Here is a 13,588-nt window from a genome sequence, read left to right as displayed (position 1 = left end):
CTTAGGTTCTTTTTTCGTCGAGTGATTTTGTGAAAATAATTCGGTCTTTACCAGGCCCATCATAATTTTCATAAATAGAAATACCATTTACTACCTTGGTGCCTGGTTTAATGGTAAATCCCATCCGTTTATGAAAAGCAATGGATCCTTTATTTACGGGTGAAGTAACGCAAAGTACGTTATCGCACCCAAGCTCTTTTATTTTTTCAAAGAAAGCCTCATACAGTATGCGTGCATGACCTTCTTTCCTCGCTTTCGGGTGAATCCCTACAAAATGGATATATCCTATATTAGGGTCAGTCTGGGAAGGAAATCCCACTAAAAACCCTATAATCTTATGTTTCTCTTCAATGACAAAGCTCGTTTCTTGAAAATGAATAAAAAATAAGCGTTGCAGCATATCACTCATCATACGGCCGCCCCACCATTCATCAATGACTGAAATGACCCGATCATAATCAGCTTCTGCTAAATGTCTTATGTTCATTTCATCCTCTCCAATCACGTTACTTACCATTTATTATACGCTTTGCATGGTTATCCAACTACCGTTGAGAACGTTTAAATCCAAATAAACCGAGCCTTTTATAAAGGAGGCTCGGTTATAGGTTGGTAGGGATAAGACTTTCCTTTTAATGCAGCTGTAACAACAGTACGATGAGAGTGAGTTTTTTCTTTTTTACTATAATAACCTGAACATGTGACAAGGTTGAGCTTTGATTTCCCACTACCATGAAAAATTGATTTCACAGGTGCTTCTGCTCTCTTATATGTCTCTACATCTTCCACTTGATATGTCAGTATATAATCATTCTCAGTGACAATATAAATATAGTCCCCTGTTTTTAACTCATGAAGGTGATAAAACACCGCTGGACCTACATAATCATCGAAATGACCTGCTAACACAGCATTTCCTGGTCCTCCTGGATTCACCCCGTCCTCATACCAGAATACTTTTTCTCCATCAGGCGGAATCTGCTCATAATTCCTTAAACCGAATGGCGCAATTTCAGCTTGAATATCCAATGCAGGAATTTTGATAAACTCTGGTTTTGATCCTGTTAAACTTTCTGCAGCATTTGATTGGGACGGCTGACATCCTAGCATGATAAGAATAAAAACTGAAAAAGATGTGAGCCAAATTTTCATCTTAGCGAATGTCTGATGCTCCGCCTAGTCCTGTCTTCGGCATGTCTTCTGGAGTTGGCGTAGCATCAGTTAATAAAATCACATCAAATTCAGGCTCAGCATTTAAAAGCCCGGTTGCTACAGCTGTATAGATCATTCCTTCTTTCAACTCAAGATTAGTTAGTTCTTCAACGACATCAGCCGTCCCAGCTGCACGAATTTCAAGGTTATATTCTCCTGCCGGCAGCTCTAAATAGTCTGTCACTGCGGAAAAAGCTGCATTTGGGAATAAAATATCTCCTGTATCTGTTGCGATATCAACAGCTGGAGCATCAGGTGAAAAATGAGCCACACGGATCTTCGTATTGCCTTCTGATACTTCTTGCTCATCTAGCATCGTTGTTAAGCGAATAGACTCTAACTGACCGATTGCTGACACAGTATATGCTTCTCCTCCGCTTACAGCTAATTGTTCGCTAATGATTGCAGAAGTTGTATCACCTGCAGCATAGATCTCTACTTTATGAGAACCAGCAGGCAGCTGCAAGTAGTCACTGGCATCTTTAAATTCTATATTTTCTACTACAAGCTCCTCATTTACAAAAACATCTACTCCTGGAGCATCAGGTGTTGCATGGAGTACTCGAACCATTGCCATTTCCTCAGCAAAACCGGTTCCTGTAAAGGTTAGGAATAGCATAAAAAGCAATACTAAACTAAGTAATTTTTTCATCTAACTCATCTCCTTTTTTATAGGTGCATGCATATCTTTCCAATCGACAATCCTTACTATTCATAAAAGAAGAGTCAAAACGTATGAAAAAAGTGGTAAGGAACACTCCCATTAGACGACTATTAAAACAATCACTATACTGAAGATGGAATATATCAAGAAAGGACGTAATGCAAAATGATGAAATTTATAGATAATAACAATATTACTAACCCGAGAATCAATTTAGCGATTGAAGAATATGCTTTAAAGAATTTAGATCCAGAACACTCCTATCTTTTGTTTTATGTAAATGAGCCTTCAATCATCATTGGTAAAAACCAAAATACGATAGAAGAAATCAATCTTGACTACGTAAAGGAAAAGGACATCCATGTGGTTCGCAGACTTTCTGGCGGAGGGGCTGTTTATCATGATTTAGGAAATCTAAACTTCAGCTTTATTACTAAAGATGATGGTGAATCTTTTCACAATTTTAAAAAGTTCACAGAGCCTGTTGTCTCTGCTTTAAAGAAGCTTGGAGTGGAGGCAGAACTTAGCGGCCGCAACGATATACATGTGGGTGAGCGTAAAATATCTGGAAATGCTCAATTTTCTACTAAAGGAAGAATGTTCAGCCACGGTACATTAATGCTTCACTCAGAAATTGAACATGTCGTTTCAGCGCTTAATGTAAAAGATGAAAAGATCCGCTCAAAAGGGATTAAATCAATACGCAGCAGGGTAGCAAACATTAATGAATTTCTAGATCAGCCATTAACAGTTGATCAGTTCAAAAAAGTATTATTACAGTATATCTTTGAAGCTGACGACGAAATCCCTGAATATCATTTAACAGAAACAGATTGGGAAGAAATTAATCGCATTTCAGAATCTAGGTATAAAAATTGGGACTGGAATTACGGGAAATCTCCGGCCTTCGACTTAAAACGAACGAAGCGGTTTCCGGTTGGCTCAATAGATGTTCGCTTGAATGTGCGTAAAGGTCGAATTGAAGCATGCAAAATATACGGAGATTTCTTTGGTGTGGGCGATGTAAGCGAGCTTGAATCTAAACTAATAGGCGTCAAGCATGAAGGGGATGCATTGCGTGAAGCATTAGACGGTGTAGATATTAAACCTTACTTTGGCAGCCTTGATAAAGAAGAATTTATTGCTTTTATTTACTAAGATTCATATTCCCTAGGAAATGAAGTCTGATTTAATTTAATCAAAAAAAGGGCGGTTCACATCAAGTGAACCGCTAACAATGGGGAGAGTAGAGAGAACATGTTGGAAGCTAGGTCAATGACCTTTCCTGAATTCATCTTACCTCACATTTCATTAAAATACAGAGTTCTTGTCATATCATCTAACAGATTTTTTAGCATTATTTCGCTCTAAATAATTGAGTCTTGAATTCATCAATATCTGAGAATCGACCCCTTAACTTGAAGCATGTAATCCTAACTTTTTCAGCAATTGAATCGCTTCTTCTGTTTCATCTTTATTTAAACCAGATAAGATATGTGCAATTCGTTCCTTATGCACATGAAAACGTTCATCCATCCATTGTTTCCCTTCATCTGTTAATGTCGCATACGTAATACGGCGATCTTTCGGACATGGACGCCTTAGTAACAGTTGTTTTTTTTCGAGTTTATCTACTACATAAGTGATACTTCCACTTGAAATAAGTATCTTTTCACCAATCTTTTGAAGCGGCTGATCGCCTTTATGGTAAAGCAATTCTATTACGGCAAACTCAGTTGGATTCAAACCGTAACTTCGAATATCCTTTTCAACCTCTGTCATCACAGCACTATGAGCTCGAGATAAGACCACAAATAACTTCAACGAAAGATCATCATTTGCTTTAGTCATAGTTAATCCCCTTTATCTTAATTTTAAGATATGTACTAAGTGTACAAGACCCCCCTCTTCTTTGCAACAATCAATCGTAGATGCTCATATGCTATACTATAGTTAAAAAAGCGTATAGGATAACCATAATTATGTGTGAAAGGAAGGATCTCTTTGCCGGATATCTCAACTATTATTTCAACGATTAAAGACCGCCAACCAGGTGTACTTGGACAACAGACTGCTAAACATTCCGCTATTCTTCTGCCTCTTGTTGAAGTAGATGGAGAACTTTCTGTATTATTTGAAGTTCGATCCGAGCATTTAAGGAGTCAACCTGGTGAGATTTGCTTTCCTGGCGGCCGAATTGATCAAAGTGATAACAGCGCTGCAGCTGCTGCGATTAGAGAGCTAAGCGAGGAATTAGGAATTCCAGAAAATCAGGTGGAATTAATTGCTCCACTAGATTATTTAGTTACCCCTTTCCGAGGAGTAATCTACCCCTTTGTAGGTAAAATCAATGATATAACTCAACTGCACCCTAACAAGGATGAGGTGGCTTCTACATTTACAGCACCGCTTAGTTACTTGTATGAGACTAAGCCAAAAATGTATGAAATGGGGATCACGTTTGAACCTGCAGATAATTTTCCCTTTCACCTCATTCCAAACAAGAAAACTTATAACGGTCGAACCCAATCGGTCCAGGAACTGTTTTATTTTTATGATGAGTACGTAATTTGGGGACTAACCGCCAGAGTCCTTAATCACTTCTTAACCTTAACAAAGCCAACATGACAGATCATGTTGGCTTCCTACTTGTTTATGAATCTTTCGGCAACCGTAATATAAAGAAGAAACTAGTCACAGCTAATATAAAAATGGTCGTAAAAACAATTCCTAGACTGTTTGTTAAGCCTAGCTGCAGTGCCTCTAGCTCTACTGAACGTAATTCTTCCCTCTGACCTGCCTCGAGCAAGTGATTGACAGCATCAATGGTCGGCTCAAATGATAAATACTCTTGACTGTTTTTAAGCTCGTTTTCAAGACGTCTATTCAAGAGACCTCCTAAAAAAGCAACTCCTACAGCTCCTCCAAGAAGCCTCATAAACATATTCATAGATGTCGCTTCTCCTCGGACATTCCAGTCAACTGATGATTGAATCGACACTATAAAAGTCGTTGTAGAAAAACCCATTCCAACTCCAATAACAAAGGAACCTGCTCCAGCCCATAGCGGATGGTTAATAACAGGCAGCAGCATATAGAATAACCCGCCTGTTACTAATGCACATCCACCAATCAAGGCTGTCGTACGGAAGCCTTTTTTGAGCATCATTTTTCCAGCAATAGTAGATGAGATCGGCCACCCAATCGATATCGCTGTCAACGCAAGTCCAGCAATAATTGGAGGCTGATTCATGACACCTTGCACATAGGTAGGTAAAAAGGTTGAAACAGCCAGCAAGATCGCTCCTGCCGTAAAGGAGGCAATATTTGCGTTGCGAATGTGCTGATTCTCCCATAAAGACAACGTCATCATTGGATTAGCCTCTCTGCGTTCCACTTTGATGAACAAGACAAGACAAATAAACGAGCAAGCAAGTAAGCTCATTACCAGAGGTGAAGTGAATCCCCACACATTTCCTTGTATTAAGACGAGCATAAAAGGTGTAATGGCCAAAAGTAAAAGAAGTGCTCCCTTATAATCAATGGATTGCCTATTCTTTTTCATCGATTCAGCGGACTTAATATCCTCATGCAAGAAAAGAGTTACCCCAATTAATGCAATGATTCCAAAAGGGATGTTGACCCAAAAAATCCAAGCCCAATGTAGATATTCAATAAATACAGCACCGAGTACAGGACCCATAATCGCAGATATCCCCCATACACTCGCTAAGTACCCTTGGATATTCGCACGTTCTTCTTTCGTGTACATATCGCCCACAATCGTTGTAGCTATTGGCTGCACAGCCCCTGCGCCCAGTCCTTGAATAAACCTGCTGATGATTAGCATCTCCATCGTTGCAGAAAATCCGCATAGGATCGATCCGATTAAAAATATAGATATCCCAATAGCAAAAATAATTTTCCGTCCATACATATCAGAAAGTTTTCCATATACAGGGATCATTACTACCTGCATTAATAGGTAGGATGAAAAGACCCAGCTGAATAATGAAAAACCTCCTAGATCAGCAACAATTTGAGGCATCGCTGTAGCAACAATTGTCGCTTCCACAGCCGCCATAAACATGGCCAAAATAACTGCTGTTAACACAATTGGACGCTTTGTTTTACGCTTACTCACATAAATTTACCCCTTTTATTTATCTCGTTTTAATTTTCTCAATATTTTGTCTTTACATTCAGTCAAACATGATGTAATTTTAGTATAGATTGACAAGGAAGTGAATATTTAATTAGTGGCCAGGGGGTGACGTACATATAATTTGAACAAATGCTCAGCTGTCAATTTAACTGAGCGAGCGTTCAGTCTTATTTCGATTGAAAGCGTTATCAATTATACGAAAAGAGGTGTCAGTATGAGTGCTTACAAAAAAGAAGTTTGGTTTACGATTATCATGTCAGCCCTTTTTCTAGTGTCTGGTCATATGGGTTTAATCTTCTCTCTTTTCCCTGTTGATGGAATGTTATTTGGGTTTCCGATTATGTACATCGTTCCCATACTGGTCGGTTGGTTTGGCGTACTCATTCTAACGATCATCGCTGGTAAAATGGGAAATCACATTGACCAAGCAATTGAAGATGAAAATGCTCAAAATCAATCTGCTCAATCATCTGAGAAGGGAGCTAGCTAAATGGAAGATCAACTATGGCAATTATCGAATCCCGTTATTGGTATTATTTTTGTAGTCGCTACATTCGCTTTATTCTACATCGTAGGCTGGGTTTCAAACCGTGCGAGTAAATCTGTAGAAGATTTATATGCCGCTGGCGGCGGTGTTGGTCCAATTACTAATGGACTAGCGATGGCTTCGACCTACATGAGTCTTGCTACATTCCTTGGTGTTACTGGTCTTATCTTAAATTTGCAAGCCCCATTTATCTTACTGTGGATTCAAATGATTTTAGCTATTCCTTTAATTACAATTATCTATGGTACGAGTCTACGTCGTATGGGCGCATTCTCACCAACTCACTTCGTACGGGAGCGTTACGGGGTTAGTGCATCTATTATTGCGGCTCTATTTATGATTTTAGTATCTATCATGTATGCACTTGGTCAAATGATCGGTATCGCCGTAACATTTGAAACGCTGCTTGGTATCCCGTATATGACAGGCCTTATTATCGGCGGTCTATTAATTGTTGGGTATGTAACAATTGGCGGTATGTCTGGTGCGACAAATAACGCAGCGATCCAAATGGTCATTATTGCGTTAATGTTTATCGTTCCTCTTGGAGCGATCATGAAAGCAATGGGCGGAACTGGCTGGTATTTCCCTCCGCTTCTATATGCGGATATGGTACCTGCTATGCTTGAGGCTATGCCTACATTCTTTGATTATCAGTATTCTTCTAAATGGTACTTTGCTTTGATTCCGGCATTTACAATTGGAGCTCTTGGGCTTCCTCACTTAGCAATGCGTATTTATACGGCATCAAGTCTTAAAAGTGCTCGTCAAGCGATGGTATGGTTTGCGCTAGTACTAGGTCTTGTTTTCTCTGCAACTTATGCAATGGGATTTGCAGGTGTATTCTATACACAAACAGAAGGTGTTGCAATCTCTCAAGCTGATGCAGATAAATTAACGATTATCTTAAACTTAGTGTACAACCCAGAGTGGGTAACTGCTCTAGTTATTGCTGGTGCAATCAGTGCCGGTCTATCAACTTTAAGTGGAAACCTCCTTGCAATTGGTGCTCTTATTTCACAAGATATCGTAACGACGCTAAAGCCAAATTTAACAAACAGTATGAAAGTAAAGCTTGGTTACTTCTCGATTGCTGGGGGCGGGGTTGCAAGTGTCCTGCTTGCTATTAATCCTCCTGACTTTCTGGTAGTAAGTATTTTATGGGCTTTCGGTTTAGCCGGTGTAACAAATGCTCCGTTAATTTTGATGGGTGTATGGTGGAAGGAAGCAAACCGCTTTGGCGCCATAGCTGCATCAGTAGTAGCAGGTGGTCTATACGTTGTTGTTTCACCTTTCGTCTTCCCATCTATTGTAATCAGTGGTCATGGATTAACAGATGGTATGGGGATTTCTGGTGCTATGCTGGCCGTACCATTAAGCTTCTTGCTTCTAATTGTTGTTTCATACATTACAAACCGCATGCCTTCACTGCAATCAAAACTTTCTACAGCTGAAGATCACAAGCTGGTAGAGCGCATCCATGGCTGGACAGACGTTAACCCAGCACGCTACAACAGCCGTTTCGGTGCTGCCATTATCAGCATCATCTGTATCGGAGTAGCAGTTTGGGCCATCATGCCTTGGAATCTATAAGAATCACTTGACATTTCAAGTGAATAGTAGCAGTGTACATAGTGTACACTGCTGCTTACATATACATAGCTAAAGAGATAGGAGTTATCCATATGAATCGATTTACTCTACTTATTAAAGCGATTTTACTAGATCGAGAAGCCTTTCGCACGCTTGCTGAATCACCTAAAACGAACCGCATCGGAATGCTGCTTGTTGTTCTGCTAGGTGCAGCGTATGGGCTGTTTTCTGTTCAAGCAAACAACGCCTATGTCAGCAGTTTTGAATCACCCCTGCTTCGTGACTTTGTTGTTCCTGTAATCTTTATTATCTTTGGAATTATAACCATTATTTTAACTCGATTTGCTTTTACTCTACTCCTTTGGGCAGGGGCTCGCGGCTTTGGCGGAGCTGGATTGCTTCGTGTTCAATACCGTCTTTCTATTATTATCTTAGTACCGAGCTTTCTAGCGATGCCTACGCTGATCGGCATGCAAGCTGGTTACCCGATCTCTGCTATTCATCTCGCGTTGCTTGCAGCAGGAATTGCTTGGATGTATGTACTCGGAGTTCGCGCGATGGAAGCAACTCAAAGCTTTAGAGGATTCCGATCATATGGATCTGTACTAGCAATTTTTATCTTTTTTGCTTGTATCTATTATTTAGTTATTCCACCTGCATCTTAAAAGCAAACCGCCAAGCGAGTGTAAACTGCTTGGCGGTTTTTGTGGGTGCTGAGGTTGGTAATAGTGTGATTGTGTCTTTTCAGGTGGTTATTGAGCTGATGATTAGTATTAATGCGCCTATGCTAGATACTATTGTATAGTTGTCTAGCATAATTGAGCCTATTGGCTGTGATTTCGTTGCTTCAAGAGAAAATTGCGTCTTTGCTCTTAACATTTACGTCAGAGTGAGCAGTGATTACGTCAACCGACTGCTCAGTCCAACTCTATTCATATATCCAAAACAAAAAATGCGCCTCGTCTGCCGAAGCGCATAATATTATTCATCTTCATACATTTGTTTTTGTGCATTCATCGCTAAACGGTGACAAACCACTGCTAACCCCATTGTAAGAAAGACTCCTACAATAAATCCGCTAGGCAGCGAGACAGCTTGTCCATCAGCCGGAATAATTAATCCAATAAACAAAAAGGCACTTAACGACAGCAGGATAAAACCAAAGCGCTTATAATCAGCTACTTTATCTTTTAACTCTTGCATCTTCTTCTCTGTCATAATACGTCCCCTCCTACTCTATCACTTATGATATCATGTTTAGAGAGGATATGATGATGCAATGTCCGCCACTATAGGTAACTTATTCCGCTAATGCTTCAACCATTAAAATGACTTGATTTGCTGAATTTACAGATGCTGTTTCTAAAAACTTCTCATAAGATACTTTTGCATCACTGCCAGCAATGTCAGATAATGAACGGATAATAACAAACGGCACCTTAAATTGGTGACACACTTGCGCAATGGCGCCAGCTTCCATTTCTGCACATTGAGCAGCAGGGAAAATCTCTTTTAATTCAAGTACACGTGCATGATCACTCATAAAGGAATCCCCAGAGACAATCAATCCTTTTACAGTGTTTACCCCTACTTTTGCAGCTGCCTTGTCAGCAATAGAAATTAACTCGTCATTCGGATCATAGAAGGCAGGCATTTGCGGTACTTGCCCAAATTCATAACCAAATACCGTTGCATCTACATCGTTGTAACGCACTTCCGTTGAAATAACGACATCCCCTACGTTTAAGCCTTCTTTAAAACCGCCAGCTGAACCTGTATTAATAATACGATCTGGTTTGTATAATTCAATTAAAAGTGTTGTGCCGACTGCAGCATTTACTTTCCCAATACCCGATTTAAGCAGTACCACATCGACTCCTTGTAAAGTACCGTGGTGAAATTCACATCCAGCAATCGTTTTATCTTCTCTATTTCCGAGTTTGCTTTTTAATAATTCAACCTCTTCATCCATTGCACCGATAATTCCAATTCTCATTTCCTTCATTCCTTTCACTCAAACAATCTCTTCCTAGTATACACAGCAGAACTCATGAATTCACTTATTTTCTTTTGAAAACGAATTTGCTATGATTTAAAACAGATAAGTTATTTCAAATAGATAAAACCGAAAAAGATAACACCTTACTAGGAGTGGTGACATTGAGTATCCAATTAGAACGAATTGAAGATAAAGTTGAATGCTTTGAAGCAACCAGCTTCAAAGAACTTGAACAGCGTATTAATGAGAAAATTGATGTGAATAAAGCATTATTACTAGAAGTAGCACAAGTAAATCATCATGTGTACCCACATTTTAAAACAGGGCAGCCTATCTATACAGCGGTGGTTCATTTTAAAGCAAAGCAACTATAAATTGTTCCAACTATAAAATAAAGCCATCTCAGGAGAATGGATCTCTTGAGATGGCTTTAAAATATTTTTCATCAACCCGTATTCACAAGTCCTGCTGCTACTCCGCTGATTGTGAGCAATACCTCGGTCATTAACTCATCAGATGGGTTCTCTTCTGCACGCATTTTTGAGATTAGGTCAACTTGTAAGAAATTAAGCGGATCGACGTACGGATTACGTCTATGGACAGATTCTTGAATATTTGGCGAGTGATCTAGAAGTTCTTCGCTTTCTGAGATTTTTAATAAAATCTCTTTTGTGCGAATATACTCTTCACTAATATCACCAAAGATTCGATCTGCAATTTCTTGGTCTTCTACTAAATTCATATATTCTTTCGCCGTCTTTAAATCGGCTTTCATTAGGGCCATTTGCAGATTATTAATCGTTGAATGGAAAAACGGCCAGTTATTGTACATTTCGCGTAATAGCGCCAGGTTCTCTTCGCTCTCATTTGCAAACGCGCTGAGACCAGTCCCTGCTGCATACCACGCTGGGATCATTTGACGAGACTGCGTCCACGCAAATACCCACGGAATCGCACGTAAATCTTCAAAGCGCTGACTTCCTTTACGGCTCATTGGACGCGAACCAATATTTAAGGCACCTAGTTCATTTAACGGTGTTGCTTGTTTGAAATAGGTTAAGAAGTCTTGATCTCCAAAAACAAGCGACTGGTATTTCTTAAGCGAGTGTTTAGACGCTTCTTCCATTGCCTCTTCCCAAGCCTCTTTACGCGAATGTCCTTTTTTCGTTTGGATCTGTGATGAAGCTGATGCCTCTAACAATGCGGACGCTGCCTGTTCAAGGTTTCGATAAGCAATATCTTCAAGAAGATAACGCGAGGACAGCACTTCGCCTTGCTCCGTAATTTTCACTCCATCACCAAGCGTCTCTGCCGGCTGGGATAAAATACTGCGGTTAAGCGGTCCGCCTCCTCGTCCTAGCGATCCGCCGCGGCCATGGAAGAACTTCAAACGCACTTGATAATCCTTTGCCATATCATGAATTTCCTGTTGAGCTTTAAAGAGCTTCCAGTTTGCCGTAAGTGTTCCGCCGTCTTTACTTCCATCAGAATATCCAAGCATAATTTCTTGATGGTTGCCGCGCTCAGATAAATGGTTGCGATATACATCCATCTCAAACAATGTCTTCATAATACGCGGCCCAGCTACTAAATCATCAACCGTTTCAAGAAGCGGTGCAACATGAAGTCCGCTGTCTACTGTACCATCAGCATGCAGGCGGTAGATTCCAGCCTCTTTAGCTAGTAATAGCACTTCAAGCAAGTCACTTGAAGACTGCGTCATACTTACTAAATACACTTCAATAGAGCGGCTGCCAAACTCACGATGTGCTTGCTTAATCATGTCAAATACTTTTATCACTTCTTGTGTTTCTTTTGAGTAATCTTCTTTCAGAAGTAAGAGAGGTCTTGGGTCCCTTAAAACATCTTGCAGGATAGTCAATTTCTCTTCTTCTGTCAGGGAAGCATAATCATCAGTGATTTGTACAGCTCTTAAGATCTCAGTAATTGCCGCTTCATGCTCGCCACTGTGATTACGAATATCAAGTGTTGCTAAATGGAATCCAAAAAGTTGTACCTGACGAATTAGCTTTCGTAATGTTTTTAGTGTGCGGTTTGCTGGTTGATGCTGTTCTGCACTCTCTTTGATCAGATTTAGATCAGCTAATAATTCCTCTGCATTTTGGTAAGCTGCTTTATCCTCTTTACCAACAGCACGAATTCTCTTTAAAATCACTTGAAACTTACGACGATATAGCTCTGTTTCAATCGGCCATTCTTCTCCGTCCTCCAAATAATTAGCTTCATCTGCTTCAACTGATTGTAAAAGCTCGTCACTAATTTGTACACGAGTTGTTGTCTGACTGAAGCGTTTCATTAAATCAACTAGACTCTCTTTGTATTTCTTTAAAACAAGACGTCTTTGGAGTTTCAGTGTTTCCCACGTCACTTCTGGCGTTACGTTTGGGTTGCCGTCGCGGTCCCCTCCAATCCATGATCCAAAATGAAGGAAGTTTGGCACAGACCATTTGTGATTAGGGAACTGTTCATCGAGCTGCACTTCTAATTCTTGGTGTACTTCAGGAATAACTTCAAATAACGTTTGGTTGAAATAGTGCAACCCATTTTTCACTTCATCAAGAACTGTCGGTTTACGATGACGAAGCTCATCTGTCTGCCATAACGCCGTTACCTCGTTAAACAGGCTGTCCTCTAAACGGCGGCGTTCTTTTTTCGTTAGTTGTTGATTATCAAATTCTTGTAAGATTGTTGAGATACGTTTTTGCGTTTCGAGTACCGTACGTTTCGTTGCCTCTGTCGGGTGAGCCGTAATAATAAGCTCAATCGATAAATCGTTTAGCACTTTTTGCATCACTGCATCTTCTGGCTGTAACTCTTTTACAGCTGACACTGCACGCTCTAAAGAGAATGGCTGGCTTACTCCCTCTTCATTCAGCTGGTATTGTCTTTGGCGGCGGATTCGGTGATTTTGTTCCGCTATATTCACTAAATGGAAGTAAATTGAAAACGCGCGTATTACTTGCTGACGTGTTGGTGGTTCAAGTGTCGCAATCTCTTCTTTTAATGCGTTATATGTCTCTTGGTCATGGTGTTGACGCAAGGATTTTGTTTTTTCACGAATGGATTCAACTTTGTTTAGGAGATCAACCCCTCCATGGTGGACAAGAATTTCTCCTAGGATATTACCGAGCTTTTTTACATCATTTCTTAATAATGTATTTGCATCATTGACTTCAATCATTCAAACATCCTCCTCATACTCTAAACTTAGAAACGGCCCATAGGGACACACTAAGTCCCGACAGGTCGATATGTGTCCCTGAGAAATTATAGGACTCTCATCAGGTTTTTATTATCTTACCTGATAATGCTTTAATACGCAAATATTTTTCTGACTATTCAGCCTTTAGGTGTTACTCATATTCATTTAAGTGTTAGAAAAAGTAA

Annotated in this window: 14 protein-coding genes; 6 read left to right on the top strand and 8 right to left on the bottom strand. The window is 39.9% G+C overall.

Features of this window, described 5'->3' with window-relative positions; all coding sequences use genetic code 11:
* Position 1: 1 nt before the first annotated feature.
* The 3 genes from BPOF4_RS05050 to BPOF4_RS05040 form a co-directional block, all read right to left on the bottom strand.
* Entirely contained in the window at positions 2–487 is a 486-nt protein-coding gene (locus BPOF4_RS05050) for a GNAT family N-acetyltransferase (protein ID WP_012958000.1), read from the bottom strand.
* 98 nt (positions 488–585) lie between these two features.
* Positions 586–1,110, bottom strand: a complete 525-nt coding sequence (locus BPOF4_RS05045) for a class F sortase (protein WP_158305554.1) — start codon at positions 1,108–1,110, stop codon at positions 586–588.
* A gap of 43 nt (positions 1,111–1,153) precedes the next feature.
* Positions 1,154–1,864, bottom strand: a complete 711-nt coding sequence (locus tag BPOF4_RS05040; protein ID WP_012957998.1) for a DUF4397 domain-containing protein — start codon at positions 1,862–1,864, stop codon at positions 1,154–1,156.
* A gap of 180 nt (positions 1,865–2,044) precedes the next feature.
* Between BPOF4_RS05040 and BPOF4_RS05035 the strand changes: the two genes are divergently transcribed.
* Positions 2,045–3,034 (top strand): lipoate--protein ligase, encoded by a 990-nt coding sequence (locus BPOF4_RS05035; RefSeq protein WP_012957997.1) that lies wholly within the window; start codon positions 2,045–2,047, stop codon positions 3,032–3,034.
* A 255-nt stretch (positions 3,035–3,289) separates the two neighbouring features.
* Here the strand turns inward: BPOF4_RS05035 and BPOF4_RS05030 are convergent, their stop codons facing one another.
* Positions 3,290–3,727 (bottom strand): MarR family winged helix-turn-helix transcriptional regulator, encoded by a 438-nt coding sequence (locus BPOF4_RS05030; RefSeq protein WP_012957996.1) that lies wholly within the window; start codon positions 3,725–3,727, stop codon positions 3,290–3,292.
* Positions 3,728–3,880: 153 nt separating this feature from the next.
* On the opposite strand from BPOF4_RS05030, the gene BPOF4_RS05025 reads away from it, so the two are divergent.
* Positions 3,881–4,504, top strand: a complete 624-nt coding sequence (locus tag BPOF4_RS05025) for an NUDIX hydrolase (protein WP_012957995.1) — start codon at positions 3,881–3,883, stop codon at positions 4,502–4,504.
* Between the two features lie 25 nt (positions 4,505–4,529).
* Here BPOF4_RS05025 and BPOF4_RS05020 read toward each other — a convergent pair whose 3' ends face one another.
* Positions 4,530–6,020 carry an MDR family MFS transporter gene (locus tag BPOF4_RS05020; RefSeq protein WP_012957994.1) on the bottom strand — a complete coding sequence of 497 codons (1,491 nt, stop codon included), beginning with the start codon at positions 6,018–6,020 and terminating at the stop codon, positions 4,530–4,532.
* 235 nt (positions 6,021–6,255) lie between these two features.
* Here BPOF4_RS05020 and BPOF4_RS05015 point away from each other — a divergent pair, with 235 nt between their 5' ends.
* The 3 genes from BPOF4_RS05015 (at position 6,256) to BPOF4_RS05005 (ending at position 8,846) form a co-directional block, all read left to right on the top strand.
* Positions 6,256–6,531: a hypothetical protein gene (locus BPOF4_RS05015; protein WP_022626711.1), complete on the top strand. Its 276-nt coding sequence runs from the start codon at positions 6,256–6,258 to the stop codon at positions 6,529–6,531.
* The gene (locus BPOF4_RS05010; RefSeq protein WP_012957992.1) at positions 6,532–8,181 is read left to right on the top strand and encodes a sodium:solute symporter family transporter; all 1,650 of its coding nucleotides are present in this window, start codon (positions 6,532–6,534) and stop codon (positions 8,179–8,181) included.
* 92 nt (positions 8,182–8,273) lie between these two features.
* Positions 8,274–8,846: a hypothetical protein gene (locus BPOF4_RS05005; RefSeq protein WP_012957991.1), complete on the top strand. Its 573-nt coding sequence runs from the start codon at positions 8,274–8,276 to the stop codon at positions 8,844–8,846.
* 316 nt (positions 8,847–9,162) lie between these two features.
* Here BPOF4_RS05005 and BPOF4_RS05000 read toward each other — a convergent pair whose 3' ends face one another.
* A complete protein-coding gene (locus tag BPOF4_RS05000) occupies positions 9,163–9,399 on the bottom strand; it encodes a YrhC family protein (RefSeq protein WP_012957990.1) in 237 nt (78 codons plus the stop codon).
* An 82-nt stretch (positions 9,400–9,481) separates the two neighbouring features.
* Positions 9,482–10,177, bottom strand: a complete 696-nt coding sequence (gene mtnN, locus BPOF4_RS04995) for a 5'-methylthioadenosine/S-adenosylhomocysteine nucleosidase (RefSeq protein ID WP_012957989.1) — start codon at positions 10,175–10,177, stop codon at positions 9,482–9,484.
* Positions 10,178–10,341: 164 nt separating this feature from the next.
* Between mtnN and BPOF4_RS04990 the strand changes: the two genes are divergently transcribed.
* Positions 10,342–10,554, top strand: coding sequence for a YrzA family protein (locus BPOF4_RS04990; protein ID WP_012957988.1), 213 nt, complete (start codon positions 10,342–10,344; stop codon positions 10,552–10,554).
* Between the two features lie 71 nt (positions 10,555–10,625).
* On the opposite strand, the gene ppc is transcribed toward BPOF4_RS04990, so the two are convergent.
* Entirely contained in the window at positions 10,626–13,382 is a 2,757-nt protein-coding gene (gene ppc / locus BPOF4_RS04985) for a phosphoenolpyruvate carboxylase (protein WP_012957987.1), read from the bottom strand.
* Positions 13,383–13,588: the final 206 nt, after the last annotated feature.

The organism is Alkalihalophilus pseudofirmus OF4 (assembly GCF_000005825.2).
GTDB lineage: Bacteria > Bacillota > Bacilli > Bacillales > Bacillaceae_D > Alkalihalophilus > Alkalihalophilus pseudofirmus.
Note: the sequence above shows the minus strand (reverse complement) of the source record. Positions and strands in the feature narration are given on the sequence as shown.

Coding starts and splice junctions, on each gene's coding strand:
- BPOF4_RS05050 (WP_012958000.1), bottom strand. CDS start 487: ATGAACATAAGACATTTAGCAGAAGCTGATTATGATCGGGTCATTTCA.
- BPOF4_RS05045 (WP_158305554.1), bottom strand. CDS start 1,110: ATGCTAGGATGTCAGCCGTCCCAATCAAATGCTGCAGAAAGTTTAACA.
- BPOF4_RS05040 (WP_012957998.1), bottom strand. CDS start 1,864: ATGAAAAAATTACTTAGTTTAGTATTGCTTTTTATGCTATTCCTAACC.
- BPOF4_RS05035 (WP_012957997.1), top strand. CDS start 2,045: ATGAAATTTATAGATAATAACAATATTACTAACCCGAGAATCAATTTA.
- BPOF4_RS05030 (WP_012957996.1), bottom strand. CDS start 3,727: ATGACTAAAGCAAATGATGATCTTTCGTTGAAGTTATTTGTGGTCTTA.
- BPOF4_RS05015 (WP_022626711.1), top strand. CDS start 6,256: ATGAGTGCTTACAAAAAAGAAGTTTGGTTTACGATTATCATGTCAGCC.
- BPOF4_RS05010 (WP_012957992.1), top strand. CDS start 6,532: ATGGAAGATCAACTATGGCAATTATCGAATCCCGTTATTGGTATTATT.
- BPOF4_RS05005 (WP_012957991.1), top strand. CDS start 8,274: ATGAATCGATTTACTCTACTTATTAAAGCGATTTTACTAGATCGAGAA.
- BPOF4_RS05000 (WP_012957990.1), bottom strand. CDS start 9,399: ATGACAGAGAAGAAGATGCAAGAGTTAAAAGATAAAGTAGCTGATTAT.
- mtnN (WP_012957989.1), bottom strand. CDS start 10,177: ATGAGAATTGGAATTATCGGTGCAATGGATGAAGAGGTTGAATTATTA.
- ppc (WP_012957987.1), bottom strand. CDS start 13,382: ATGATTGAAGTCAATGATGCAAATACATTATTAAGAAATGATGTAAAA.